23 protein-coding genes are annotated in these 25,127 nt (G+C 69.3%); 5 read left to right on the forward strand and 18 right to left on the reverse strand.

The genetic code is table 11. From position 1 onward, the window contains the following. Positions 1–399: 399 nt before the first annotated feature. Both tyrS and BST17_RS22075 read right to left on the reverse strand, forming a co-directional pair. Positions 400–1,710, reverse strand: a complete 1,311-nt coding sequence (gene tyrS / locus BST17_RS22070) for a tyrosine--tRNA ligase (RefSeq protein WP_083061045.1) — start codon at positions 1,708–1,710, stop codon at positions 400–402. Next, positions 1,710–2,369, reverse strand: a complete 660-nt coding sequence (locus tag BST17_RS22075; protein ID WP_083061046.1) for a DNA-3-methyladenine glycosylase — start codon at positions 2,367–2,369, stop codon at positions 1,710–1,712. The genes tyrS and BST17_RS22075 overlap by 1 nt, the downstream gene beginning before the upstream one ends. Positions 2,370–2,378: 9 nt before the next feature. On the opposite strand from BST17_RS22075, the gene BST17_RS22080 reads away from it, so the two are divergent. Genes BST17_RS22080 through BST17_RS22090 form a run of 3 tightly spaced genes read left to right on the forward strand, consistent with a single transcriptional unit; the run spans position 2,379 to position 4,506 of the window. Next, the gene (locus tag BST17_RS22080) at positions 2,379–3,122 is read left to right on the forward strand and encodes an ABC transporter ATP-binding protein (RefSeq protein ID WP_083061047.1); all 744 of its coding nucleotides are present in this window, start codon (positions 2,379–2,381) and stop codon (positions 3,120–3,122) included. Further along, positions 3,065–3,892 carry an ABC transporter permease gene (locus BST17_RS22085; RefSeq protein WP_083061048.1) on the forward strand — a complete coding sequence of 276 codons (828 nt, stop codon included), beginning with the start codon at positions 3,065–3,067 and terminating at the stop codon, positions 3,890–3,892. The genes BST17_RS22080 and BST17_RS22085 overlap by 58 nt, the downstream gene beginning before the upstream one ends. Then, positions 3,889–4,506 (forward strand): TetR/AcrR family transcriptional regulator, encoded by a 618-nt coding sequence (locus BST17_RS22090; RefSeq protein ID WP_083061049.1) that lies wholly within the window; start codon positions 3,889–3,891, stop codon positions 4,504–4,506. The genes BST17_RS22085 and BST17_RS22090 overlap by 4 nt, the downstream gene beginning before the upstream one ends. Here the strand turns inward: BST17_RS22090 and BST17_RS22095 are convergent. From BST17_RS22095 to BST17_RS22105, 3 genes are read right to left on the reverse strand one after another with little or no spacing between them, the layout of a single operon-like run. Then, positions 4,478–4,696, reverse strand: coding sequence for a Trm112 family protein (locus BST17_RS22095; RefSeq protein WP_083061050.1), 219 nt, complete (start codon positions 4,694–4,696; stop codon positions 4,478–4,480). The genes BST17_RS22090 and BST17_RS22095 overlap by 29 nt on opposite strands. Continuing rightward, positions 4,693–5,130: a hypothetical protein gene (locus BST17_RS22100; protein WP_133053569.1), complete on the reverse strand. Its 438-nt coding sequence runs from the start codon at positions 5,128–5,130 to the stop codon at positions 4,693–4,695. The genes BST17_RS22095 and BST17_RS22100 overlap by 4 nt, the downstream gene beginning before the upstream one ends. 52 nt (positions 5,131–5,182) lie before the next feature. Next, on the reverse strand, positions 5,183–8,155 hold the full coding sequence (locus BST17_RS22105; RefSeq protein WP_083061052.1) for an acyl-CoA synthetase: 2,973 nt from the start codon (positions 8,153–8,155) through the stop codon (positions 5,183–5,185). 129 nt (positions 8,156–8,284) lie between these two features. On the opposite strand from BST17_RS22105, the gene BST17_RS22110 reads away from it, so the two are divergent. Continuing rightward, positions 8,285–10,072, forward strand: a complete 1,788-nt coding sequence (locus tag BST17_RS22110; protein ID WP_083061053.1) for an ABC-F family ATP-binding cassette domain-containing protein — start codon at positions 8,285–8,287, stop codon at positions 10,070–10,072. A gap of 17 nt (positions 10,073–10,089) precedes the next feature. Beyond that, entirely contained in the window at positions 10,090–11,391 is a 1,302-nt protein-coding gene (locus BST17_RS22115; protein ID WP_083061054.1) for a hypothetical protein, read from the forward strand. Here BST17_RS22115 and BST17_RS22120 read toward each other — a convergent pair. The 13 genes from BST17_RS22120 to pheS form a co-directional block, all read right to left on the reverse strand. Continuing rightward, positions 11,357–11,815 carry a hypothetical protein gene (locus BST17_RS22120; RefSeq protein ID WP_083061055.1) on the reverse strand — a complete coding sequence of 153 codons (459 nt, stop codon included), beginning with the start codon at positions 11,813–11,815 and terminating at the stop codon, positions 11,357–11,359. The genes BST17_RS22115 and BST17_RS22120 overlap by 35 nt on opposite strands. After that, complete coding sequence (locus tag BST17_RS22125) at positions 11,812–12,390, reverse strand: hypothetical protein (protein WP_133053570.1); 579 nt, start codon at positions 12,388–12,390, stop codon at positions 11,812–11,814. Before BST17_RS22125 ends, BST17_RS22120 begins: the two co-directional genes overlap by 4 nt. Beyond that, a complete protein-coding gene (locus BST17_RS22130; protein WP_083061057.1) occupies positions 12,387–13,001 on the reverse strand; it encodes a hypothetical protein in 615 nt (204 codons plus the stop codon). Before BST17_RS22130 ends, BST17_RS22125 begins: the two co-directional genes overlap by 4 nt. Before the next feature lie 15 nt (positions 13,002–13,016). Continuing rightward, complete coding sequence (argH, locus tag BST17_RS22135) at positions 13,017–14,438, reverse strand: argininosuccinate lyase (protein ID WP_083061058.1); 1,422 nt, start codon at positions 14,436–14,438, stop codon at positions 13,017–13,019. An 85-nt stretch (positions 14,439–14,523) separates the two neighbouring features. Further along, on the reverse strand, positions 14,524–15,723 hold the full coding sequence (locus BST17_RS22140; protein WP_083061059.1) for an argininosuccinate synthase: 1,200 nt from the start codon (positions 15,721–15,723) through the stop codon (positions 14,524–14,526). Positions 15,724–15,761: 38 nt separating this feature from the next. Beyond that, entirely contained in the window at positions 15,762–16,238 is a 477-nt protein-coding gene (locus BST17_RS22145; RefSeq protein ID WP_083061060.1) for an arginine repressor, read from the reverse strand. A gap of 69 nt (positions 16,239–16,307) precedes the next feature. Then, the gene (gene argF / locus BST17_RS22150; protein ID WP_083061061.1) at positions 16,308–17,231 is read right to left on the reverse strand and encodes an ornithine carbamoyltransferase; all 924 of its coding nucleotides are present in this window, start codon (positions 17,229–17,231) and stop codon (positions 16,308–16,310) included. Continuing rightward, a complete protein-coding gene (locus BST17_RS22155; protein WP_083061062.1) occupies positions 17,228–18,427 on the reverse strand; it encodes an acetylornithine transaminase in 1,200 nt (399 codons plus the stop codon). The genes argF and BST17_RS22155 overlap by 4 nt, the downstream gene beginning before the upstream one ends. Beyond that, entirely contained in the window at positions 18,424–19,296 is an 873-nt protein-coding gene (argB, locus tag BST17_RS22160; protein WP_083061063.1) for an acetylglutamate kinase, read from the reverse strand. Before argB ends, BST17_RS22155 begins: the two co-directional genes overlap by 4 nt. After that, positions 19,293–20,489 carry a bifunctional glutamate N-acetyltransferase/amino-acid acetyltransferase ArgJ gene (gene argJ, locus BST17_RS22165; protein ID WP_109750249.1) on the reverse strand — a complete coding sequence of 399 codons (1,197 nt, stop codon included), beginning with the start codon at positions 20,487–20,489 and terminating at the stop codon, positions 19,293–19,295. The genes argB and argJ overlap by 4 nt, the downstream gene beginning before the upstream one ends. After that, positions 20,486–21,517, reverse strand: a complete 1,032-nt coding sequence (gene argC / locus BST17_RS22170; protein WP_083061065.1) for an N-acetyl-gamma-glutamyl-phosphate reductase — start codon at positions 21,515–21,517, stop codon at positions 20,486–20,488. Before argC ends, argJ begins: the two co-directional genes overlap by 4 nt. A gap of 70 nt (positions 21,518–21,587) precedes the next feature. Next, complete coding sequence (gene pheT / locus BST17_RS22175) at positions 21,588–24,074, reverse strand: phenylalanine--tRNA ligase subunit beta (RefSeq protein WP_083061066.1); 2,487 nt, start codon at positions 24,072–24,074, stop codon at positions 21,588–21,590. Further along, entirely contained in the window at positions 24,074–25,105 is a 1,032-nt protein-coding gene (pheS, locus tag BST17_RS22180) for a phenylalanine--tRNA ligase subunit alpha (RefSeq protein ID WP_083061067.1), read from the reverse strand. Before pheS ends, pheT begins: the two co-directional genes overlap by 1 nt. Positions 25,106–25,127 lie beyond the last annotated feature (22 nt).

The raw sequence follows: 25,127 nt of genomic DNA on the forward strand, positions 1-25,127 counted from the left end.
CACACAAAGCACCAGGCAGAATTCGAATCAGAAAAACCTGAACCAAACAAAAGACACCAAAAACTGGCATCAAAAAAACGCCACCCATCATGATCGGAAGACGGGGAGTCCCCCAAAATGAGTGGCAAAAAACAACAAACAAAAACCACCAAAACACACTATTGAGTTCTCAAACAACACGCCCGATCCTGACCGCGCAACAAGTCCGCGGCTGAAAGCCGCGGGCCGTAGTGCGGGCAGTGAGGTACTCCCCGGTTAAGGGTTTCTCTCTCGGATTTGGTCTTCGCTCTCCGGCTTGAGGCCGTGTCGCTCTGACTCGCAATAAGTTACGGCAGGGCTAACAGCGAGTCAAATCGCCTGGTCAGCGACGCATCATCGCTGGTCAGGGCGCTCGACCGGCTACTCGCCGGCGGCCACCCGCACCACCCCGGCAATGTTGCGCTTGCCACGTCGCAACACAAGCCAACGGTCGTGCAAAAAGTCCGATGCCTGTGGTATCCACTCGTCGCTTTCGATTCGCACGTTGTTCACGTACACCCCGCCCTCGGCAAGGGTGCGCTTGGCAGCACCCCTGCTGGCCACCAATCCACTGGCCACCAGCAGATCGAGGATTCCGTCCGCACCGCCGGCAGCCAGTTCGGCGACCTCGCCATCGGATGCTTCCCGCAGGGCGGCACCCAGGGTCCGCTCGTCGAGATCGGCCAGCTCGGCCCGCCCGAACAACGCCTGACTTGCCAGTTCGACGGCATCGGTGGCGGCCTGACCGTGCACCAGCGTGGTGAGTTCACGGGCCAGCCGGCGCTGCGCGGCGCGTTCGTGGGGGCGTGATTCGGTGGCCTCGGCCAGCTCGTCGATCTCGGACCGACTCAGGAACGTGAACCACCGCAGATAGGGCATGACATCGGCGTCGGCCGTGTTCACGAAGTACTGGTACCAGGCGTACGGGCTGGTCAGTTCGGGGTCCAGCCAGAGGTTCCCACCGCCGGTGGACTTGCCGAACTTCTTACCCGCCGAGTCGGTGACCAGCGGTGTGGTGAGCGCATGAACGACGGCGCCACGCTTCTGTCGCACCAGACGGACGCCGGCGACGATGTTGCCCCACTGATCGGATCCACCGATCTGCAGTGCGCAGCCGTGCCGCTCGTGCAACTGCACATAGTCGTTGGCCTGCAGCAACATGTAACTGAACTCGGTGTAGGAGATACCGTCGCCCTCCAGTCGCCGGCGCACGGTGTCCCGGTCGAGCATGACGTTGACCGAGAAGTACTTCCCGACGTCGCGCAGGAACTCGATGGCCGACAACTCCCCCGTCCAGGACAGGTTGTTCTCCACTATCGCGCCGGTGGCCGAGTCGCCGAACTCGACGAAGCGCTCCAGCTGGCCGCGGATCCTGCCCGCCCAGTCGGCGATGGTGTCGCTGGTCTGCATGGTGCGCTCCCCGCTGTCGCGGGGGTCACCGATCATGCCGGTCGCGCCACCGGCCAGCACGATGGGCCGGTGTCCGGCCTGCTGGAATCGGCGCAAGGTCAGCAGCGGGACCAGGTGGCCGGCGTGCAGGCTCGGCGCCGTCGGATCGAACCCGGAATAGACCGTCATCGGTCCGTCGGCGAGCGCATCGCCCAACGCGTCGCGGTCGGTTGACTGCGCGATCAGGCCGCGCCATTCCAGCTCATCGAGGATGCCCGTACTCACCCCGCCATCTTCGCCCATCAGTCGCTGTCGCCGGGTGCGGGTGCCCGCGGGCTACGCCGGTAGGCCGACACCTCCGGTCGGCCGGGCAGCCAGAACCGCCACGGCCGGTCGGCCGCGGTACTCACCCCCACGCGCGGCCCGTCGACCGCGTCCAGCGGATCGGACAACCGCAGACGCACCGGGCTCGATCGGTCGAAGAGGTCGATTCCGTTGTCGTCCATGGTGATTCCCAGAGCAGAGCACAGGTTGCCCGGTCCGCGCGCCAACCCGCGATCCGGCGGGACCACACCCCGCCGTGACCGCGCCACCGGTTCACCATCCTCGATCACAGCCGCCCGCAGCAGGACCGCCGCGGCGGTGCCGTCGGTGGCGCAGGAGACGTTCGCGCAGACGTGGATGCCGTGGCTGCGATAGGTGTAGAGCCGTCCGGGTGGGCCGAACATCACTGCGTTCCGGGGCCGCATGCCACGGAAGGAGTGCGCCGCGGGGTCCGGCCACGGCCCGTCGAGCGGTCCGCCATAGGCCTCGACCTCGACCACCGTCGCGGTGACACCCCGCCCGTACAGCCGCGCGCCGAGCAGGCGCCGCGCCGCGCCGACCGGATCACCCACCAGCTCCTGTGCTCCCACGGGACCGATTCTGCCGAATCCCTTGACAGGACCGACCGCCGAGCGCATATTCATCACATGATGAGTTCATCGCGTGATGAATTAAATGACATCGCGGTCGATATCGAGAACCTGCACGTCGTTCGCGGTGGGCGTACCGCCCTGGACGACATCTCGGTGCGCGTCACCCGGGGTTCGATCACCGGGCTTCTCGGACCGTCGGGCTGCGGTAAGACCACGCTGATCCGGTCGATCGTCGGGACACAGGTCATCTCCTCGGGGACCGTCACCGTCCTGGGAGAGCCGGCCGGCAGCGCCGCCCTGCGCAGCCGGGTCGGTTACGTCACCCAGGCGGCCACCATCTACGACGACCTACGCGTCATCGACAACGCCCGCTACTTCGCCGCCCTGTACGGCCGCGGTGCCCCGGCAGCCGACGATGCCATCGCCGCAGTCGGCCTGACCGATCACCGGACGGCGCTGTGCGCCAACCTCTCCGGCGGTCAGCGCACCCGGGTGTCGCTGGCCTGCGCGCTGGTGTCGCAGCCGGAACTGCTGGTGCTCGACGAACCGACCGTCGGACTGGACCCCGTGCTGCGCGTCGACCTGTGGGCGCAGTTCCACGAGTTGGCGCGCAACGGGACCACTCTGCTGGTCTCCAGCCACGTCATGGACGAGGCGGACCACTGCGCCGACCTGCTGCTGCTGCGCGACGGTCGACTGCTCGCCCACACCGATCCCGACCGACTACGAAAGGACACCGGATGTTCGTCACTGGAGGAAGCGTTCCTGTCCGTCATCCGGCACAGCACCGCCGCGTGACACCGACCCGCAGCCCCGGTCTGCGGGGCTATCTGGCGACCACCGGGCGGATCCTGCGCCAGCTGGCCGGCGATCACCGCAGCGTCGCGATGATCGTCGTGGTCCCGACGCTGATCATCACGCTGATGTATTTCATGTTCGCCGATGTGCCGCACCCACCCGGCACACCGAGCCCGTTCAACAATGCCTGCCTGATCCTGCTGGGGGTGTTCCCACTCATCGTGATGTTCCTGATCACCTCGATCACCATGCAACGCGAACGCGCATCCGGCACGCTGGAACGGATCCTGACCACCCCGCTGCGCCGATTCGACCTGCTCGCCGCGTACGGCACCGCCTTCTCGATCGCGGCGGCGCTACAGGCCACGCTTGCCTGCCTGGTCGCGTTCTGGTTGTTGGACTTCGACACCGCGGGCAGTCCGGCGCTGGTGTTCCTGATCGCCATCGTCAACGCCGTGCTCGGGGTCGGCCTCGGGTTGCTGTGCAGCGCGTTCGCCCGCACCGAATTCCAGGCGGTGCAGTTCATGCCGCTGGTGATCGTGCCGCAATTGTTGTTGTGCGGCATCATCGTTCCGCGGGACGTGCTGCCGGAATGGCTGCAATGGATCAGCAATGCGCTGCCGGCCAGCTACGCTCTGGAAGCGCTGCAGCAGGTCGGTGCACATGCCGAACCGACCGCGACCGCCGTGCGCGACATCGCCGTCGTGATCGGCTTCGCGGTCCTGGCGATGGCGCTGGCCGCAGCCACCCTCCGACGAAGGACGCCTTGACCGCCGACAACACCGACCGCAAACGACCCGGGCGTCCGACCGGATCGTCGGACACCCGCGAGCGGATACTGGACCACGCACGGGAACTGTTCTCCCGCAACGGGTTCGACAAGACATCGATTCGCGCCATTGCGACCGCGGCCGGCGTCGACGGCGCCCTGGTGCACCACTACTACGGCACCAAGCAGCAATTGTTCGCCGCGGCGATCCAGATCCCGATCGATCCGATGCAGATCATCGGGCCGCTACGGGAAACGCCCGTCGAGGAGATCGGCACCGTACTGCCCGCGCTGTTGCTGCCGTTGTGGGATTCCGAACTGGGCAAGGGTTTCATCGCGACGCTGCGCTCGCTGCTCGGCGGCGCCGACGTCACCCTGGTGCGCTCATTCCTGCAGGAGATCATCACCGTCGAGATCGGATCCCGGGTGGACACCCCGCCCGGGTCGGGCCCCTACCGGGTGCAGTTCGTGGCCTCCCAGCTGGTGGGCGTGGTGATCGCCCGGTACATCCTGGAGCTGGAACCGTTCGCGTCGCTGCCGCCGGACGTGGTCGCCAAGACCATCGCCCCGAACCTGCAGCGCTATCTCACCGGGGATCTGCCTGAGCTGAGCTGAGCAACCGCTCGTGCTCGGCATCATCGGCGATGGTCACGGCCTCGTCGACGAGCAGCACCGGGATACCGTCCTCGATCCGGTAGGCGCGCCGCAACCGCGGGTTGTACAGGCATTCCCCGGCGACGAGGCGTAGCGGGCCGCGATCCTGCGGACAGACCAGGATCTCGAGCAGTTTGGCGTCCAGTGTCACGAGAACGGATTGATCCCGCCACCCCAGCCGCCGGGGATCAACGGGTTGTTGTCATCGCCGGTGTCGGGGACCCACGGCGTCGCACGGGTACCGCCACCGGGCATCGCGCCGGTGCCGGCGCCGCCCCGGGCAAGCATCTGCTGCTGCTGAGCGACCGTGGCCTGCAGGGCGCCGGCCAGGGGAAGAAGGTTCGGGCGCTTGGTCAGCGCCTCCTGGATCGCCTGGATGTTGCCCGCCGTCGGCCGGGCGCCCTGGGCCCGCAGGTTCAGCGCGTCGTCGACCAGGTTGGGCACCTGACCGCCACTGGCGCTGCGGCCGTACTCGTCGGCAAGGGCGTCCAGGATGTCGGCGTTCGCGGTGGCGGTGCCACCGGCGAGCAGCAGACCGGCCGCCATCGCGGCCGCCGTCAGCGCACGACGGGTCATAGATGTCATCACGATCCTCCTGTCGGGGAGCCTAACAGCGCACCGTCTGCCGAGCGCGCCGTCACAGACCGAGCTCGGCGCGCACGGCCGCGGTCATGCGCTTGTACTGCTTCGTATCGTCGTCGAAATACCAGGCGTTACGCGAGGACTTCGGGATGCCCGCCGCCCGCAGCGGCTCGACCTCCGGCCGGTAGGACGCCCCGAGCGTCATCTCGGGGGCGACGTAGACGACGTCGGGTGCCCGGCCGACCGGGAGCACGGTCAGCGCCTCGGTGACCTCGGCACTGGGCACGCTGCCGCCGGGGCGCAGCGCCACCGCCGTCACGATCAGCGGTCGGTCCCCGGCGTCGACGCGATAGGTGACCGCCAGATCGACCGCCCCGATGCGGCTGACGGCGTCGTTGACGGCCGCGGTGAACACCGGCCCGTCGGGGGTCCGCAGCACCGAGCTTCGACTGTCGACCAGCCAGAAGTCGCCGTCCTCGTCCCGCCGGAACAGCTGCTCGGTGGACACCCAGGTGTCGGCGGGGGCGAAGACGCCGCGTTTGACCGACGCCGTGGGATCGATCGGCCCGCGCGGTCGCGCCAGCAGCAGCCCGACCTCGCCGGGCTGGGCGCGCAGCACGAACCCGCGGTCGTCCTCCAGGATCAGGTCGTCCTCGACGTCGTAGGCGGCCAGTTCGACGAACGGGCCGCCGGGCAGCGGCCGGCCCTTGCTGCCGGGCTTGGCGTCGGCCACGTTGGCCAGCACCGCCTGACCGTCGGTGGTCGCGAAGAATTCGACGACGTGGGCCGGCGCGAAGACCTCGCTGACCCGCCGCCACAGTCCGGTCGGCATGCCGGCGCCGATGAACAGCCGCACCGACAGGGTGCCGTTCAGGACGAACGACGGATCGTCGATGACCTCACGCAGCATCGCCCAGGTGTAGGACACCACCGTGACGCCGTACTGCCGGATCTCGTGCAGGAAGCGGTCCGGCGCCAGGCCGCGGGACAGCGCGATCCGCGCGCCGCCGACCACCGCGCCGCCCAGGCTCACCAGCAGGCCGGAGGGATGGTGCAGCGGCGTGAGGCAGTACACCGTGTCGCGATTGCCGAGGTTGGCCGCCGAGGCGGTGCCGAACGCGGACAACGCCCACCGATAGTTGGTGATCTGGCGGGCGACGAGCTCGCCGTTGACCGTCGCGAAGGCGATGTAGGCGACGTCGCGGGCGAATCCCGGGTTGGGTCGGTACCAGCCGGGCAGTTCGACGCGGTCCGGGTCGATCTGCTCCATGTCGATGACCTCGACGGCATCGCTGCCCGGTTCGGGCAGGTGCAGGTCCCGCGATTCGCCGCCGCCGAGCACCAGCACCCGACGGCCCAGGGTGCTCGCGGTGTCGAGGTTCGCGGGATCGGTGAGGATCTCGACGACACCGCCCAGGCGGGCCGCCTGGGCCAGATCGGCGTCGGGCGGCATCAACACCGCGACCGCACCCAACCGTGACAACGCGGCGATCGCGACGAGCGCGCTCGGCCGGGTCTGCATCAGCACGCCGACCCGCACGCCCTGCCGGACACCGACATCGATGAGACCGCGCACCACGTTGTTGACGCGCCGGTCCACCGCCTCGTAGGTGTGTACCCGCCCGTCGAACAACAGGAACTCACCGTCGGGGTGACCGAGTGCCTGCTCGGTCATGATGCGGCCCAACGAGATCCGCGTGTGATCGTTGATCTGTCCGAGTCGGGCCAGCCGGGGCAGGGTGCGCGCGGTCTCCACCAGCAGGGTGCGGGCCGACTTGTTGGTCGCGACAACGGCATCGGCAGCCGAGCGGGCCAGGTCGAAGGCGATCTCGGAGGCCGCCGCGGCGCCGTGCGCGACCCGGGAGGCCAGCGCCACCCCGCCGTCGGTGGATTCGGCCGGCTGGGTTCCCATCGGGACGACGTCGTCGGGCAGCGCGCCCTGGCCGGCGCGCCACTTCACCCACGACGCCACCGTCGGCCAGGTCTGGGTTGCCGCCTTTGAACCGACCACCAGACCGAAATGCCCTGCGCGGATCAGGTATTCGTAGGTTTCGGCCTGCGGCGCGGCCGCCTTGATCCCGCGTACCGCGGCCGGCTGGCCGATATCGTCGACCTCGCCGACGACGGCCAGCACCGGGCACTTGATGTCGGCCAGCGTGACCAGCTCGCCGCGGATGTTGAAACCGCCGGACATCATCCGGTTGTGCGCGATGAACTGTTTGAGCAGTTCCGAGATCGCCGGCCCCGACCAGGCGATCCAGCCCTCGGAGTCCAGGAATCGGCGCTGCTGCTCACGGGGCAGCAACGCCTCGCGGTCGTGCAGCTGGCGCAGGAAGTCCAGACGCGCCTGCGCGGTCTTGAGCGGATCGAGCATCTGGAAACCGGTGCGGGCCAACCACCCCGGGATGTCGATGCGGGAGAACACATGGTCGGCCATGAAGTTGGCGGCGACCGCCCCGACATTGGGCGGGATTCCCATCGGCAGCGCGGCCAGGGTGTCCACCGGCGAACCGAACCCGATGATGCTCGCCAGGTCCTTGGACCGGCGGTAGGCCGCCGTCTGATAGCAGAACATGCCGCCCTGGGAGTAGCCGGCCAGGTGCACGTCGCTGCCCGTCAGCTTCTTGACGGTGTCGATGGCATCGCTGAGGGCCACCACGTGATCGGCCAGGTTGCGTTGCATGCCGCCCTCGACCTGATCCGGCGAGCCGAAGTCGATGACCCAGGGATCCAGGCCGGCGGCGTGCAGGATGCCGACGGCGCCGTCCTCGCGGGTGACGTCCCACATATCGGCCGACATCATCATCGGGTGCACCATCAGCACCGGCGGCCCCGGCGGCGTCGTGCCGGGCCGGGTGTCGGGCGGGAAGTAGCGGCGCAGCCGGTACATCGGCACGCTCTCGATGATCTGGTACGGCGAAGGGACCGCCCCGGTTTCCAGACCGCCGTAGCGCAGCACCTCGATACCGTTCTGCGCGGTGGCCAGAAGTCGGCTCACCGGGCCGGTGATCAGTGAGAAATCCACCAAGGCGCGCTCCCCTACTGTGCGTGTTCCCACGCAGCTCCCAATCCCCCGATTGCCCCGACATCATGGCACAGCGCCACAGGTCGGCCGCTGGGAATGTCCAGCGTGACCCCGCCTAACCTGGACTCCGACATGGCGCATCTTCTCGGGGCCGAGGCCCTCCATCTGGAATATCCCACCAAGGTCGTCTTCGACTCCGTCTCACTCGGGGTCAACGAGGGCGACCGGATCGGCATCGTCGGACGCAACGGCGACGGAAAGTCCAGCCTGCTGGCCATGCTCGCCGGCCGGGTGCAACCCGATTCGGGCCGGGTGACGGTGCGTGGCGGTGTCCGGGTCGGGGTCCTCGACCAGGCCGACACCCTCGACGAGACCGACACCGTCGGCCACGCCGTCGTCGGCGACGTCCCCGAGCATGTGTGGGCCGGTGACCCGCGCGGTCGCGATGTCATCGCCGGCCTGCTCGGCGACCTGAGTTGGGATGCGGTGCTGGGGACGCTGTCCGGCGGCCAGCGGCGGCGGGTGGCACTGGCCCGACTGCTGGCCGGCGACCACGACGTGCTCGCGCTCGACGAGCCGACCAACCACCTCGACGTAGAGGCCATCGCCTGGCTGGCCCAACATCTGAAGCGACGCTGGTCGGCATCGGCGGGCGGGCTGCTGGTCGTCACCCACGACCGCTGGTTCCTCGACGAGGTGTGCACGGTGACCTGGGAGGTGCACGACCGCATCGTCGAGCCGTTCGACGGCGGCTACGCGGCCTACATCCTGCAGCGGGTGGAGCGCGATCGGCAGGCCGCCACCATCGAGGCGCGCCGGCAGAACCTGGCCCGCAAGGAGCTGGCCTGGCTGCGCCGCGGGGCGCCGGCCCGCACCTCGAAACCGAAGTTCCGCATCGACGCGGCCAATGCGCTGATCGCCGACGTCCCCGAGATCCGCGACAAGGTGGCCCTGCAGTCGCTGGCGGTCACCCGGCTGGGCAAGCAGGTGGTCGATCTGTTGGACGTCTCGGTGGCCTACGACGAGCGGACCGTGCTGCGTGATGTCGAATGGCGCATCGCGCCCGGGGAACGGACCGGCATCCTCGGCGTCAACGGCGCGGGCAAGTCGACCCTGCTGGGTCTTGTCGACGGTTCGGTGCAGCCCACCGAGGGCCGGGTCAAACACGGCAAGACAGTGCACATCGCCACGTTGACCCAGGGCGTGGACAAATTGGCCGATCACCTCGACGAACCGGTGCGGGTGGTGCTGAGCCGGCTGGCCACCACGTACACCTTCGGTGCGGGGTCCAAGGCGCAGGAGCTGACGCCGAGCCAGCTGTTGGAACGCCTCGGCTTCGGCAGCGCGCAGCTGTCGACGCCGGTGAAGGATCTGTCCGGCGGCCAGCAGCGCCGCCTGCAGCTGCTGCTGATCCTGCTGGAGCAGCCCAACGTGCTGATCCTCGACGAGCCGACCAACGATCTGGATACCGACATGTTGGCCGCCATGGAGGATCTGCTCGATTCGTGGCCAGGCACGCTGATCGTCGTCAGCCACGACCGGTACTTCCTGGAGCGGGTCACCGACCAGCAGTACGGGATCCTGGGCGGCCAGCTGCGCCACCTGCCCGGCGGCGTCGACGAATATCTACGCCTGCGCGCCTCGCACGCCGCCCAGACCGGGCCGGCGCCGGCGAAAGCGGCCGAACAGCAAGGCTTGTCGGGCGCCGATCTGCGTGCGGCGCAGAAGGAGGTCGCGGCCATCGAGCGCAAGCTGGAGAAGCTGGCCGGCCAGATCGACTCCGCCCACGTCCGCCTCGCCGAGCACGACCAGGACGATTACGAAGGGCTGCAACGGCTTACCGGTGATCTGCGTGGGCTGGAAGCCGAGGTGGCCGAGCTGGAGGAGAAGTGGCTGGAACTGTCGGAGGCCCTCGGCTGACCCCCTAGGATGAGCACGTGCGATACCTGCTGGCGCCGCTGACGCTGTGTATCCGCTATTTCCCGCAGCTTCTCGCGTGCTATCTGGTGGGGTGGTTGCTTCGCACCGGCGCCATCGAGTTGGCTGCCTGGGCCGGATATGACAACGACCTGTGGGCGTCGCTGATCATGCCGCTGGCCGGTATGGCGCGGCTGGGGTCCTACGTGGCGATGTTCCTGGTGATCCGCGGCGGCCTGCCGACGGTCGCGACACTCCCCCGTCGGGAGTCGCGTCGCATCGACATCTTCGCCACCATCATCGTGCCGTTCTTCGCCATCTACCTGGCCTGGCAGATGTTCCGCGAGGACTGGCTGGCCTTCAGCTACCTGACGCTGGAGTACCGCACGGGCACACCGGCGAGTGCGACCGCACTGGAGATCGACCCGCGGATGCTGCCCGTCGGCACGGTCACGTTCGTCATCATCGGCGTCGCGCTGCTGGTCCGCCTGGTGCTGGCCCGCGTCAAGGACAAGCTGCCGGCCTGGGTCCTGGTGGTCCAGGTGTACCTGGATGCCCTGTGGGTGTTCCTGGTGCTGACGTTCTCCGCCAGTCGGGGTGTGACACTGCTGATCAATCCGTCCGCGTGGATCTCCGAACGCCGGATCATCGTGTGGTTCAACGACACCCGAGACAGCCTGCTATCGCATACCCAGGTGCTGCAGAAGCTCTGGGACGCGGTGATGTGGGCACTCGGCACGGTGTTCGGTGGCGCGGCGGTGCCGCTGATCTGGCTGGCGGTGGCGTGCATCGTCTACGGTGCGGGCGACAAGGCGGACTGGCACACCGAGGTGCGCCGGTTGGGCGGCGAGCGAGCCGGCCGATGGATCGACCGCTCCGCAGCCGCCCGCACGCAGCTGGGCACCAGATGGCAACGCCTGCCCGGAAAAGTGCGCAGCGAGGTACGCGACCAGTTCACCGGCCAGATCGGGAAGTTCAAACCGATCGTCGACTCGGCCCATGTGATCGCAGCGGGCGGGCTGCCGGCGGTCGCGTTGTACGTGCTGGGCTACCTGGGTCTGGCATGGCTGGACATGTCGGGCAGCTTCTTCCGCGCGCAGCTCGGCTCGGGCTACCTGTTCCGCGGCATGGGGTGGCTGCTCGGCCCGCACGATATCGGCTTCTGGTTCGGCAGCTGGGATCTGATGGCGCTGATCTCGCACTCGCTCACCGAGCCGCTGCGGGTCTGCCTGATCGCGGTCACGCTCAACTGGTGTCTGACCCGCTACCGCGCCGCCCCCGGGCCGGTCACAGCTCCAGCCGAACCAGGATCGCACCGGTGACATCCCGGATGTCGACGGCGGTCGGCTCGGTGGCCGCCGGAACCAGGAACGTCATCGGCATCGACGTCTCGGCGCCGCACATGCCGTTACCGCGCCAATGACGTTCGGCGGCAACCAGATAGCCGGTGCATCCGGATCCCGCCATCGAGGGCCCGACGCGCTCGATCAGGACGTTCACGATGACGGTGCCCTCCGGTAGCGCCCGGCCCGACCCGGGCGCCGTGGTCGACCGGCTGACGTTGCGCACCATCCAGGTCTGCCCACCGGCAGCGACCGACTCACCTGCCGCCGCGGTCTGCGGTGGGTGCACGGTGCGCTGGTAGCGATCCCACGCCGGTTGCGTCACGAAGGTCACGCCGACGCCCAGCGCTGCGGCGGCGACCACCGCACCGATGACATTGCGTTGCCACAGCTGCAGTGTCATGTCCCCGTCAGCACTTCCGGCTCGATGACGATGAGATCGCTGCGGGTGACCAGTGGATCGTCCAACGCGATGTCGATGACCAGCCGCGAATCCATCCGGCCGTCACCGACCCACACCCGCAGCGACATGGACTGCGATCCGGGTGCGACGAGGTCCGCCGGGACATCGAAGACCCACGAGCTTCGCATGGCGATACCGGGTGCCAAAGAGCTCGACAGCATGCCGCCGAGCCGGTCGGTGGGCACGTAGGTGTTCGGCCCGACCAGCAATTCGACGTTGGCGACGGCGTCGTCGCGGGTGGTCATGGCCTCGGCGTCGACGGCCACCCAGACACCGAGTGCGTCCAGGGTCGGCGCGGTGTCCCGGTCCTTGCGGATCCGCGGCCCGATCCGCACGCCGCCGACCTCGGCGGTGATGGCGCGGCCGACGGCCTGCTGCTGCAGGCCCGCGTGCACGTCGAACGGTCCGTAGACGTCATCGGGGGTGGGCAGCTTGTGCCAGACCAGCGCGGCGGCGGCGATCACGATCACGACGGCGGCCGCGCGCAGCATCCGTTGTCGCGGCGGGGTTCTCACCGCGGACCGCCGACCGGGACGGTGAGCCGCGCGTACTCGGTCTCGCTGCGCACCCAGCCCTGGCTGTAGGTGGCGGCGGCCTTGCGCACTTCCTTGCGCAGCCGGAGGGGGATCTCGGCACCCACGGTGACGGCGTCCGCCGGGACATCCCACAACATCACGACCTCGTCGCGCAGGCCCGGGCCCAGTTGTACGGCAACCGTCCCGTCGGCCAACCGCATCACCGACATCCGCTTGGCGTCGGCGCGGCCCACCAGATCGACCGGGTTGAACACGTTTCCGGGCAGGGTGCTGTGATTGCGGACCGACACCACCAGGCCCAGATAGCGGCGCCCCGGTAGGGCTCCGAAGAGTCGGCGCTGCCCGGCACGCACCTCGTCGACCAGGGTGGCCCGCAGCACCGTCATCTCGAAGCGGCCGGTGTCGAACATCTCGCCGGCCGTGATGTCGACGATCTTCTTGTTCACCGTATCCAGGCCGCCGAACGCCGCGGTGGCGACCAGGACGGCGATCAGACCGGCCCGTCGCCACTGCTTGAAACCCCAGCCGGCCAGCCAGTTACGCAGGCGTGCGGTGACAGTACTGGCGGCGCTCCCCCGAGCCGGTTCCATGGTGGGAGATGTTACCTAGCGCAGATCGATCCGTAGCGCGGTCCGCAGGTCGTCCAGAGCATCGCGCACCACGCCGAGTTGGCGCGCCACCTGGACCGGCGCCGTGCCGCCGCGGGCATCGCGGGAGTCCACCGAGCCGGCGATCGTGAGTACGTCACGGACCTCGGCGGTGAGTCCGGGGTGAATTCCGGCCAGTTCGTCGTCGGCCAGTTCCTGCAGACCGACCCCCCGGGTCTCGGCCGCCTTGACCGCCGCGCCGGCCGCCTCATGCGCCACCCGGAACGGAATACCCTGGCGCACCATCCATTCGGCGATATCGGTGGCCAGGGTGAAGCCCTGCGGGGCCAGCTCGGCCATCCGGTCGGTGTCGAAAGTGAGCGTGCCGACCAGACCGGCCATCGCGGGCAACAGCAGCCGAAGCTGCGTGACCGAGTCGAACACCGGTTCCTTGTCCTCCTGCAGATCCCGGTTGTAGGCCAACGGCTGTGCCTTCAGCGTGGCCAGCAGGCCGGTCAGGTTTCCGATCAGCCGGCCGGACTTGCCGCGGGCCAGTTCGGCGATGTCCGGGTTTTTCTTCTGCGGCATGATCGAGCTGCCCGTCGACCAGCTGTCGTGCAGCTTCACGTAACCGAATTCGGTGGTGCTCCACAGGATGATGTCCTCGGCGAGCCGGGACAGGTCCACCGCGATCATGGCGAACACGAAGGCCGCTTCGGCCGCGAAATCCCGGGCGGCGGTGGCGTCGATGGAGTTGTCGGCCGCCGAGGCGAACCCGAGCTCGTCGGCGATGGCGTCGGGATCGAGGCCCAGTGAGGAACCGGCCAGTGCGCCGGAACCGTAGGGCGACACCGCGGTTCGCTTGTCCAGGTCGACGAGGCGGTCGGCGTCGCGCAGCAGCGGATGGGCGTGCGCGAGCAGATGGTGGGCCAGCAGGACCGGCTGCGCGGACTGTAGATGCGTCTTGCCCGGCATGATGGCCGTCGGGTGTGCGGCGGCCTGGGTGGCCAACGCCGCTGCGACGTCGAGCACCCCGTCACCGACGGCCTTGAGCGCGTCGCGCAGCCACATCCGGAACAGTGTGGCCACCTGGTCGTTGCGGGACCGGCCGGCCCGCAGCCGGCCACCGAGTTCGGGGCCGACCCGATCGATCAGGCCGCGTTCCAGTGCCCCGTGCACGTCCTCGTCGGTGGGCAGCGGACCGAAGCTGCCGTCGGCCACGTCGGCGCCCAGACTGTCCAGACCGGCCAGCAATCCGTCGCGCTGCTCGTCGGTGAGCAGTCCGGCGCGGTGCAACACCCGGGCGTGCGCCTTGGACGCGGTGACGTCGTAGGGGGCCAGCGCCCAGTCGAAGTGGGTCGACTTGCTCAGCGCGGCCAGGGCGTCGGACGGCCCGTCGGCGAAGCGGCCGCCCCACAGCGAACCCTCATTGGTGCTCATGCAATGTCCTTCCGCGAGCGTGCGTGAACTCCGGCCTGGCAGCGGCGTGTCGCCCGCAGACGCGCACGCTCGCGGAGGAGGGGGGTCACAGGCCCAGGTCGCGCTTGGCCGAGATCTTGCTGCTCAGTCCGTGCACGTGCACGAAGCCCTTGGCGCTGGACTGGTCGAAGCTGTCGCCCTCGTCGTAGGTGGCCAGGTTGAAGTCGTACAGCGAGGTCGGGCTGCGCCGGCCGTTGACCGCGATGTGCCCGCCGTGCAGCACCAGCCGGATCTCACCGGTGACGTGCTCCTGGGTGTGCGCGACGAACGACTCCAACGCGCGCTTGAGCGGCGAGTACCAGAGGCCGTCGTAGACCAGCTCGCCCCACTTCTGATCGGTGCCGCGCTTGTAGCGGCCCAGCTCACGTTCCAGGGTGACGTGCTCCAGCTCGGTGTGTGCGGTGATCAGCACCATGGCGCCGGGTGCCTCGTAGATCTCGCGGCTCTTGATACCGACCAGGCGGTCCTCGACGACGTCCAGGCGTCCGACACCCTGGGCGCCGGCGCGCCGGTTGAGCTCCTCGATGGCCTGCAGCACGGTCACCGGGCGACCGTCGATGCTGACCGGCACACCCTTCTCGAACCCGACGATGACCTCGTCCGGGCTGCTCCAATTGATGGTGGGGTCTTCGGTGTAGTCGTAGACGTCCTTGGTGGGCGCGTTCCACAGGTGCTCCAGGAACCCGGTCTCCACCGCACGGCCCCAGACGTTCTGGTCGATCGAGAACGGTGAGCGCTTGGTGACATTGATCGGGATGGCGTTCTCCTCGGCGAAGGCGATGGCCTTCTCCCGGGTCCAGGCGTAGTCGCGCACCGGGGCGAGCACTTCCAGATCCGGTGCCAACGAGGCGAACCCGACCTCGAAGCGGACCTGGTCGTTACCCTTGCCGGTGCAGCCGTGCGCGACGATGCCGCCGCCGTGCTCACGGGCGGCCTGCACCAGGTGCTTGACGATCAGCGGCCGGCTGATGGCCGACACCAGCGGATAGCGGTCCATGTAGAGCGCGTTGGACTGGATGGTCGGCAGGCAGTACTCGTCGGCGAACTCATCGCGGGCGTCGACGACGACGGCCTCCACGGCGCCGCAGTCCAGGGCGCGCTGGCGCACGACATCCATGTCCTCGCCGCCCTGGCCGAGGTCGATGGCGACGGCGACGACCTCCTTGCCGGTTTCCTTGCCGATCCAGCTGATGGCCACCGAGGTGTCCAGACCGCCGGAATACGCCAGGATGACGCGTTCGGACATTGGTTGATCTCCTTATTTCTTTCGGGTCCAGGGACCGCTTACTTCAAGTTCTCGAACATGGTCGCGAGCTCGGCGCCGGTCATCGGCTCGCGCGCTATCACGAAGATGGTGTCATCACCGGCGACGGTGCCGACAACCTGGGGCAACGATGCCCGGTCGATGGCACTGGCCAGGTAGTGCGCCGCCCCGGGCGGGGTACGCAGCACGGCCAGGTTGGCGCTGGAATCGGTGGAGACCAGCAGCTCCCCGAGCAGCTTGGTGACCCGCTCGGTTCCCCCGGAGACGCCCCGCACCGGGCTGCCGTCCTCGGGCACCACGTACACCCCGACCCCGCCGTCGGCCCCGCGCAGCTTGACCGCACCGAGCTCCTCCAGGTCCCGGGACAGGGTGGCCTGGGTGACCTCGATACCGTCGGCGGCGAGCAGGGCGGCCAGCTCGGTCTGGCTGCTGATCGCGTGCGATGACAGCAGCGTGACGATGCGGGCCTGCCGGCCGACGCGGGTCGGAGAGCTCATGCGGTTCCCTCGCAGGCTCGGGTCCCGCATGTCGGCCGTCGATTCGCTCCGCAAGCCTCGCTCATGATGTCAGGAACGCTCCAAGAGCCAAGCCAGCAGCGCCTTCTGGGCGTGCAGCCGGTTCTCGGCCTCGTCGAACACCGCGCTCTGCGGGCCGTCGATCACCTCATCGGTGATCTCGTGTCCGCGGTGCGCCGGAAGGCAGTGCAGCACAACGGCATCCGGGTCGGCCAGCGTGAGCAGGTCGGCGTTGACCTGGAACGGGCGGAACGGGCGCACCCGGTCCAGGCCGTCGTTCTCCTGCCCCATCGAGGTCCAGGTATCGGTGACCAGCACGTCCACCCCGTCGACGGCGGCCCTGGGGTCGGCGGTGAGGGTGACCGTCGCGCCGGTCTCAGCGGCCCGGCGGCGGGCGGCCTCGACGAACTGCGGGTGCGGTTCGAAGCCGGCCGGTGCGGCGATGGTGACGCTGACGCCGGCGGTCACCCCGCCCAGCATCAGCGAGTGCGCCATGTTGTTGGCGCCGTCGCCGAGGTAGGTCATCGTCAACCCCTTCAGGTCGCCCTTGCGCTCGGCCAGGGTCTGCAGATCGGCGAGCACCTGGCACGGGTGGAACTCGTCGGACAGCGCGTTGACGATCGGGACCGTCGACCCGGATGCCATGGCGCTCAGGCGTTCCTGGGCGAACGTCCGCCACACGATGGCGTCCACGTAGCGCGACAGCACCGCGCCGGTGTCCTCCAGGGTTTCTTCCCGGCCGAGCTGGGTGCTGCGGCCGTCGACGACGACGGCGTGCCCGCCGAGCTGGGCGATCCCCATCTCGAACGAGAACCGGGTGCGGGTGGAGTTCTTCTCGAAGATGACGGCGACGCCGCGCGGGCCCTCCAGCGGACGCCGGGAGAACGGCGCCGCCTTCAGTTCGGCCGCCAGCGCCAGCACCTCGGCCTGTTCGTCGGGGGTCAGGTCGTCATCGCGCAGGAAATGTCGTGTCACAGCGATCCTTTGTCGAGCACCGCGGGCAGTGCGGTGAGGAAGTCGTCGATCTGGGCGTCGGTGATGATCAGCGGCGGGGCCAACCGGATCACGTCGGCCGCGGCGGCGTTGACCAGGAAACCGGCCTCACGCGCGACGGCTTCGACCGCCTTGGCCTTGTCCTGGCGCAGCGCGATGCCGATCAGCAGGCCCTTGCCACGGACGTGGTCGACCAGCGGGTGGCCGATCTCCTCGATGCCGTGGGTCATCGTCTTGCCCGCCACCCCGGCCCGGGCGACCAGGTCATCGTCGGCCAGCGTGCGCAGCACCGCCAGCGCCGCCGCGGTGCTGACCGGGTTACCGCCGAAGGTGCTGCCGTGCAGGCCCGGGGTCAGCAGGTCGGCGGTGGCACCGAGGGCCAGGCACGCGCCGATCGGCAGGCCGCCGCCCAGGCCCTTGGCCAGGGTGACGACATCGGGGGTGATGCCGTCGTGCTGGTGGGCGTAGAACGCTCCGGTACGCCCGACGCCGGTCTGCACCTCGTCGAGCACCAGCAACGCGCCGTGTGCGGTCGTGATCTCACGGGCCGCGGCCAGGTAGCCGGGCGGCGGGACGACGACGCCGCCCTCCCCCATGATCGGCTCCAGGAACACCGCGGCGGTCTCGTCGGTGACGGCGGCGCGCAGCGCCCCGGCGTCGCCGTAGGGCACGAAGGTGACGTCGCCGGGCAGCGGCTCGAACGGCGCCCGCTTGGCGGGCTGGCCGGTGAGCGCCAGTGATCCCATCGTGCGGCCGTGGAAGCCACCCTCGGCGGCAACGACCTTCGTGCGTCCGGTGAGCCGGGTGATCTTGAAGGCGACCTCGTTGGCCTCGGTCCCGGAGTTGCAGAAGAACGCTCTGGCGGTGACATCCCCCGTCGCTTCGCTCGCCCCCGACGCTCCGAGGTGATCGACCAGCTTCTCCGCCAGAGCGATACCGGGTTCGGTGGCATACAGATTCGACGTGTGGCCCAGGGTGTTGAGCTGCGCGGTGACGGCCTCGATGACCGCGGGGTGGCGGTGGCCGAGCAGGTTGACCGCGATTCCGCCGAGCAGGTCGAGATAGTTCTTGCCGGACTCGTCGGTGACCACGGCGCCGTCCCCGGCGACCAGGGCCAGTGGCGGGGTGCCGTAGTTGTTCATCATCACCGCTTCCCAGCGGGTCTGGAGTTGACTCATGGGGCGGGTACCACCTTGGTTCCGGTTCCTTCATCGGTGAAAAGCTCGACCAGCACGCAGTGTTCGACGCGGCCGTCGATGACGTGCGCGCTGGGGACCCCACCGTTGACGGCGCGCAGGCAGGCCTCGATCTTGGGCACCATGCCCGATTCCAGCGTCGGCAACAGCTGGGTCAGCGCCGCGCTGTCGATCTCACTGACCAGCGAGGTGCGGTCCGGCCAGTCGGTGTAGAGGCCTTCGACATCGGTGAGCATCAGCAGCTTCTCCGCGCCCAGCGCCTCGGCCAGCGCCGCGGCCGCGGTGTCGGCGTTGATGTTGTGCACCACCCCGTCGACATCGGGGGCGATGGTCGACACCACCGGGATTCGGCCGGCGGCAATGAGATCCAGCAGCGAGCCGGCGTTGACGTGTTCGACGTCGCCGACCAGTCCGATGTCGGTGGCGACACCGTCGACGGTCACGCTGCGGCGCACGGCGGTGAACAGCTGGGCATCCTCGCCGGTGACGCCGACGGCGTACGGTCCGTGCGCGTTGATCAGCCCGACGAGTTCACGGCCCACCTGCCCGAACAACACCATCCGGGCGACGTCGAGCACCTCGGGGGTAGTGACCCGGAACCCGCCCTTGAAATCGCCTGCGATGCCGAGCTTCTTGAGCATGGCGCTGATCTGCGGGCCGCCACCGTGCACGACGACGGGCCGGATCCCACAGTTGCGCAGGAACACCATGTCGGCGGCGAACGCGGCCTTGAGAGTGTCATCGGTCATGGCGTTGCCGCCGTACTTGACCACCACGATCTTGCCGTGCAGTTGCTTGAGCCAGGGCAGGGCCTCGGCCAGCACCGCCGCCTTCAGTGACGTGTTCGTCATGAGCTGTATGCCGAGTTCTCTTCGACGTAGGCGTGCGACAGGTCGGTGGTCCGGATCGACGCGGAGGCAGCGCCGGCGGCCAGGTCGACCAGCACGTCGATCTCGTCACCGGACAGATCGACCTCGCGCGCACCCGGGGCGCCGGCACCGTCGATACACACCGGAGAACCGTTGAAGGACACGCTGATCCGCTGTGGGTCCAGGGCCACCGGGGCGATGCCGACGGCGGCGAGCACCCGGCCCCAGTTGGGGTCCGAGCCGAACAGCGCGGTCTTGACCAGGCTGTCGCGGGCGATCGCCCGGGCCGCGACCAGCGCGTCGTCCTCGGACGCCGCGCCGCCGACGGTGATCGTGATGCGCTTGGTGACGCCCTCGGCGTCGGCCTGCAACTGCGCGCACAGGTCGTCGCAGACGGCGAAGACGGCCGCGTCCAGGTCGTCCTGGCTCGGGCTGACCGCACTGGCGCCCGAGGCCAGCAGCAGCACCGTGTCGTTGGTCGAGCAGCTGCCGTCGACGTCGAGGCGGTCGAAGGTCCGCGCCGTGGCCCGCCGCAGCGCGGTGTCCAGTGCGGCCGGGTCGGCGGCGGCGTCGGTGGTGATGACCACCAGCATGGTGGCCAGCGAGGGGGCGAGCATGCCCGCACCCTTGGCCATCCCGCCGACGGTCCAGTTGTCCGCGTGCAGCGCAACCTGTTTGGGCACCGTGTCGGTGGTCATGATGGCCCGGGCGGCTTCGTCGCCGCCGCCGAGACCGCCCGCCATCTCGCGCACGCTCTCGCTGACCCCAGCCAGCACCTTGTCCATCGGCAACCGGTCGCCGATCAGACCGGTAGAGCACACCGCAACCTCGATGGCACCGGTCTCGGTGCCCCAGTCGCTGAGCGCCGCGGCGACCGCCTCGGCGGTGGCGTGGGTGTCCTGGAATCCACCCGGCCCGGTGCAGGCGTTGGCGCCGCCGGAGTTCAGGATGACCGCGCGCAATCGGCCCGTGGTGAGCACCTGCTGGGACCACTGCACCGGTGCGGCCTTGATCTGATTGCGGGTGAACACACCCGCGGCGTGGTGATCGGGGCCCTCGTTGAAGACCAGCGCCAGATCCAGCGCCCCGGAGGCCTTGATACCGGCCGCGATTCCGGTGGCCCGGAAGCCCGCCGGCGCCGTCACGCCCTGATGTCGAACCAGTGTGCCGGTCACGGTGCCACTCCCACGGTCGACAGTCCTTCGGTCTCCGGCCAACCCAGCGCCAGGTTCATCGACTGCACCGCCGCACCTCCGGTGCCCTTGGTGAGGTTGTCGATGGCACAGATGGCCACCAGCGTCTTGGCCTCGTCGTCGACGGCGACGGCGATCTGCGCGGCGTTGCTGCCGATCACCGAGCCGGTCCTGGGCAGTTGCCCATCGGGCAGCAGATGGATGAACGGTTCATCGGCGTAGGCCTTTTCATAGGCAGCGCGAATCTCGGCCGCCGAGGCCTCCGTCGGGGCCGTGCAGGTGGCCAGGATGCCGCGCGAGGTGGGGATGAGCACGGGCGTGAAAGACACCGTGACGGGCTTGTCGGTGACCGTGCGCAGGCCCTGCGCGATCTCCGGGGTGTGCCGGTGCTTGCCGCCGACGTTGTAGGCCCGGGCCGAGCCGATGACCTCGGCGCCGAGCAGGTCGACCTTCGCGGACTTGCCCGCTCCGGAGGTGCCGCTGACCGCGACGACGGTGACCTTCGGCTCCACCAGGTCCGCCGCGACGGCCGGCATCAGCGCCAGCAGCGCCGAGGTCGGGTAGCAGCCGGGCACGGCGATCCGGGTGGCGCCGGTGAGCGCCTCGCGGCCGCCGGGGAGTTCGGGCAGCCCGTAGGGCCAGGTGCCGGCGTGCGCGCTGCCGTAGAACTTCTCCCAGTCGGCGGCATCGGTGAGCCGGAAGTCGGCACCGCAGTCGATGATCACGGTGTCGCCCAACTGCTCGGCCAGCGCGGCCGAGTGACCGTGCGGCAGACCGAGGAACACCACGTCGTGTCCGGCCAGCAGATCGGCATCGGTGGCCTGCAGCACCCGGTCGGCCAACGGCAGCAGGTGCGGATGGTGCTCACCGAGCGTGCTGCCGGCACTGGCCGCGGCGGTCAGCGCGCCGATGGTCAGGCGGCCGTCGGCGTAGGCAGGATGGCCCAGCAGCAGGCGCAGGATCTCGCCGCCCGCGTACCCGCTGGCACCGGCGACGGCTACGGAAGTCATATCATGATCTTTGCATCGTTATGCAGACGAATGCAAACTCATTAGCCCGCTCCCGAGCTCGCCGGAAGAATCAGGCGCGCTGTACCGCCCCGACCCGCTCGGCGGCCGCGGCGACGGCAGCATCACGGGAGGCGCTCGCCTCGTCCTCGGTCAGCGTCCGGTCCGCGGCCCGGAACCGCAGCGCCAGGGTCAGCGACTTGCGCCCCTCCCCGATCTGCGGGCCGGTGTAGACATCGAACAACCGGACGTCCTCCAGCAGGTCGCCGGCGCCGTCACGGACCGCGTCGACCACCGCCTGGGCGGCGACGTCAGCGGCGACGGTGAGGCTGATGTCCTGGAACACCGCCGGGAACGGCGACACCGACGGTGCGGGCAGCCGTTCGACGATCGGGATGTCGTCCAGGTTCAGTTCCACCGCGCACGTGCCCGCGGGCAGCCCGGTCCGCTCGATGACCGCCGGATGCAGCTGGCCGGCATGGCCCACCGTGAGATCGCCGACCAGCACCTCGGCGCACCGGCCCGGATGCCAGGGCAGGTGCGCAGCGGCGCGCAGGGTCAGCTCGACCCCGACGGCACGGCCGATGGCCCGCACCGCCTCGAAGGCGTCGGCGGCCTCGACCCTGCGGCCGGGCCCCCACGGTCCGGCAGGCTCGCGCAGCCCGGCCAGCACGACGCCGACGTGCTCGGGCTGGCGCGGCAGTGAGCGGTCCAGCCCGGCGATCTCCTCGTCGGTCGGGCGGCGATCGGTCGGGATGCGATCCACCGCGCGGGTGTCGGCGGTCTGCCGCGCGACATGGGAGATCGCGAACAGCGAGGTGTCCACGGCACCGCGGGACACGTTGCGCGCCAACGCCTCCAGCAGCCCCGGCAGCAGCGTGCTGGCCAGCTGCGGACGGTCGGCCTCCAGCGGGTTCAGCAGTGTCACCGTGGCGCGGCGCGGGTCGTCGTCGGGAAGACCCCACTGGTCGAACACGCCCGCGGGCAGGAACGGGGTCGGCAGCACCTCGACGAACCCCTCCAGCGCCAGCGATTTGCCGACGGCCCGGCGACGCTTCTGCACCGGTGTCAGACCGCGCCCGGGCGGCGCCAGGGGCAGTACCGACGGGATGATGTCGAGCCCCTCCAGTCGTAGCACCTCCTCGACCAGATCGGCGGGCTCACGCAGGTCGGTCCGCCAGCTCGGCGGGACCGCGGTCAACACACCGTCGGACTCGGTGACCGCGGCACCGATCTGGGTCAGCCGACGGGCGGCGACACCCGCCGGATAGCGCACGCCCGCGACCCGGTCGGGCAGGTCGGCGGGCATGCTCACCGGTGCCGGTGACCAATCGTCGCGGGGCGGGTCGCCCCGCCAGTCGGTCAGGGTGGGTTCGACGGTGCCGCCGGCGATCTCGGCGAGCAGCGCGGCGCAGCGGTCCAGCGCGGCCACCGAGATGGCCGGATCGACGGTGCGCTCGTAGCGCCGGCCGGCCTCGCTGACCAGTCGCAGCCTGCGCTGGGTCCGCGACACCGCCGCCGGATCCCAGACCGCGGCTTCGAGCAGCACGTCGGTGGTCGTCGAGCGCACCTCGGTGGTGCCGGCGCCCATCACGCCGCCGATCGCGGCGGTGGCGACATCGTCGACGATCAGCACATCGGTGTCGTGCAGCGTGCGGGTGACATCGTCGAGGGTGGTGACCTTCTCGCCCTGCGCGGCGAAACGCACTTCGAAGCCGCCGGTGATCAGCGACCGGTCATGGGCGTGCATCGGGTGGCCCAGTTCGAGCATCACATAGTTGGTGACGTCGACCGCCGGCGAGATGGCCCGGATACCGGACAGCAGCAGCCGGCGCTGCAGCCACCACGGCGACACCGCCGTGGGATCGATACCGCTCACCGGCCGCAGGCCGAAGCGCTGCACCCCGGTACCCGGCTGGATCGTCAGCGGCCAGGCCTCCCCCTCGACCGGCAGTGCGGGCACATCGGCGGGGTCGACGAACTCCAGATCGGCGGCACAGGCGATGTCGCGGGCCAGACCGCGCAACGACAGGCAGTAGCCGCGATCGGGAGTGATCGCCAGGTGGAACACCACGTCGTCGAGGCCGACCACGTCGATGGCAGCGGCACCGGGCTCGGCCGTACCGGGCGGCAGCACCATGATGCCGGAGTGGTCGCCGCCGAGGTTGAGCTCGGAGGCCGAGCAGATCATCCCGTCGGAGGTGCGACCGTAGGTCTTGCGCTTGGCGATTTCGAAGTCACCGGGCAGGACGGTGCCGGGCAGTGCGACGACCACCAGATCGCCGACGGCGAAATTCTGTGCACCACAGACAATGTCGCGAGGTTCCGGCTCGCCGACGTCGACCTTGCAGGCCCGGATCGGCTTCTTGAACTCGGTGAGCTCCTCGATCTCGGCCACCCGGCCGACCGTCAGCGGTCCGGTGACCGGACCGACCGGGATGATTTCCTCGACCTCGTGACCGATCCGGATCAGGATCTGCTCCAGCTCGTCGACCGAAGCGTCCCAGCCCGGAGCGCCGAGCCGAACGGTGTCACGCAGCCAGCTGTAGGGAACGCGCATCAGGCACCCACCCCGAACGGCAGCGAGAACCGCACGTCGCCTTCGACCATATCGCGCATGTCCGGAATACCGTTGCGGAACTGCAGGGTTCGCTCCAATCCCATGCCGAAGGCGAAGCCGGAGTATTCAGCCGGGTCGATTCCACAGGCGCGCAGCACATTCGGGTTCACCATGCCGCAACCACCCCACTCGACCCAGCCAGGTCCGCCCTTCTTGTTCTCGAACCAGACATCCACCTCGGCCGACGGCTCGGTGAACGGGAAGAAGTGCGGCCGGAACCTGGTCCGGCCCGCGGGCCCGAACTCGGCGCGTGCCAACGCATCCAACGTGCCGCGCAGGTTGGCCATGGTCAGTCCCTTGTCGACGGCCAGCCCCTCGACCTGATGGAACACCGGGGTGTGGGTGGCGTCGAGTTCGTCGGTGCGGAAGGTCCGCCCCAGCGAGATGATGTAGACCGGCAGTTCGCGTTCCAGCAGGGCGCGGATCTGCACCGGCGAGGTGTGGGTGCGCAGCACCTGCCGCGAACCGTCCGGGGCGACCTGGAAGGTGTCCTGCTCGCTGCGGGCCGGATGGTCGGGCGGGAAGTTCAGCGCGTCGAAGTTGAACTGCTCGGTCTCCACCTCGGGACCTTCGGCCAACTCCCAGCCCATCGCCACGAAGGTGTCGGCGATCCGTTCGGTGAGCAGCGTGATCGGGTGCCGCGCCCCGACCGGGCGGCGCGTCGACGGGAGCGTGACATCGATGCGCTCGGCGACCAGCACGGCCGCGTCGCGCTCGGCGCGCAGCACCGCCAGCCGGTCGTCGTAGCTCTGCTGCGCCTCGGTCCGCGCGACGTTGACCCGCTTGCCGGCGTCGGCCCGCTCGGCCTTGGGCAGCGTGCCCAGCGCCTGGCGAGCCGACGCGATCGGGGAACGGTCACCGAGGTGTTCGGTCTTCGCCCGGGCCAGCGCGTCCAGGTCGGCGGCGGCCGCGAAGGCCTGCCGAGCCGCGGCAACTGCGCTGATCAGGGCATCTTCTGAGAGCTCCGTCACCCGGCGATCATAGGTGATGGTG

The organism is Mycolicibacterium bacteremicum (genome assembly GCF_002086115.1).
GTDB lineage: Bacteria > Actinomycetota > Actinomycetes > Mycobacteriales > Mycobacteriaceae > Mycobacterium > Mycobacterium bacteremicum.

Excerpts from the sequence above, each read along its gene's own strand:
- tyrS (WP_083061045.1), bottom strand. The coding sequence starts at position 1,710 with ATGGGCGAAGATGGCGGGGTGAGTACGGGCATCCTCGATGAGCTGGAA.
- BST17_RS22075 (WP_083061046.1), bottom strand. The coding sequence starts at position 2,369 with ATGCGCTCGGCGGTCGGTCCTGTCAAGGGATTCGGCAGAATCGGTCCC.
- BST17_RS22080 (WP_083061047.1), top strand. The coding sequence starts at position 2,379 with ATGATGAGTTCATCGCGTGATGAATTAAATGACATCGCGGTCGATATC.
- BST17_RS22085 (WP_083061048.1), top strand. The coding sequence starts at position 3,065 with ATGTTCGTCACTGGAGGAAGCGTTCCTGTCCGTCATCCGGCACAGCAC.
- BST17_RS22100 (WP_133053569.1), bottom strand. The coding sequence starts at position 5,130 with ATGACATCTATGACCCGTCGTGCGCTGACGGCGGCCGCGATGGCGGCC.
- BST17_RS22110 (WP_083061053.1), top strand. The coding sequence starts at position 8,285 with ATGGCGCATCTTCTCGGGGCCGAGGCCCTCCATCTGGAATATCCCACC.
- BST17_RS22120 (WP_083061055.1), bottom strand. The coding sequence starts at position 11,815 with ATGACACTGCAGCTGTGGCAACGCAATGTCATCGGTGCGGTGGTCGCC.
- BST17_RS22130 (WP_083061057.1), bottom strand. The coding sequence starts at position 13,001 with ATGGAACCGGCTCGGGGGAGCGCCGCCAGTACTGTCACCGCACGCCTG.
- argH (WP_083061058.1), bottom strand. The coding sequence starts at position 14,438 with ATGAGCACCAATGAGGGTTCGCTGTGGGGCGGCCGCTTCGCCGACGGG.
- BST17_RS22140 (WP_083061059.1), bottom strand. The coding sequence starts at position 15,723 with ATGTCCGAACGCGTCATCCTGGCGTATTCCGGCGGTCTGGACACCTCG.
- BST17_RS22145 (WP_083061060.1), bottom strand. The coding sequence starts at position 16,238 with ATGAGCTCTCCGACCCGCGTCGGCCGGCAGGCCCGCATCGTCACGCTG.
- BST17_RS22155 (WP_083061062.1), bottom strand. The coding sequence starts at position 18,427 with ATGAGTCAACTCCAGACCCGCTGGGAAGCGGTGATGATGAACAACTAC.
- argB (WP_083061063.1), bottom strand. The coding sequence starts at position 19,296 with ATGACGAACACGTCACTGAAGGCGGCGGTGCTGGCCGAGGCCCTGCCC.
- argC (WP_083061065.1), bottom strand. The coding sequence starts at position 21,517 with ATGACTTCCGTAGCCGTCGCCGGTGCCAGCGGGTACGCGGGCGGCGAG.
- pheT (WP_083061066.1), bottom strand. The coding sequence starts at position 24,074 with ATGCGCGTTCCCTACAGCTGGCTGCGTGACACCGTTCGGCTCGGCGCT.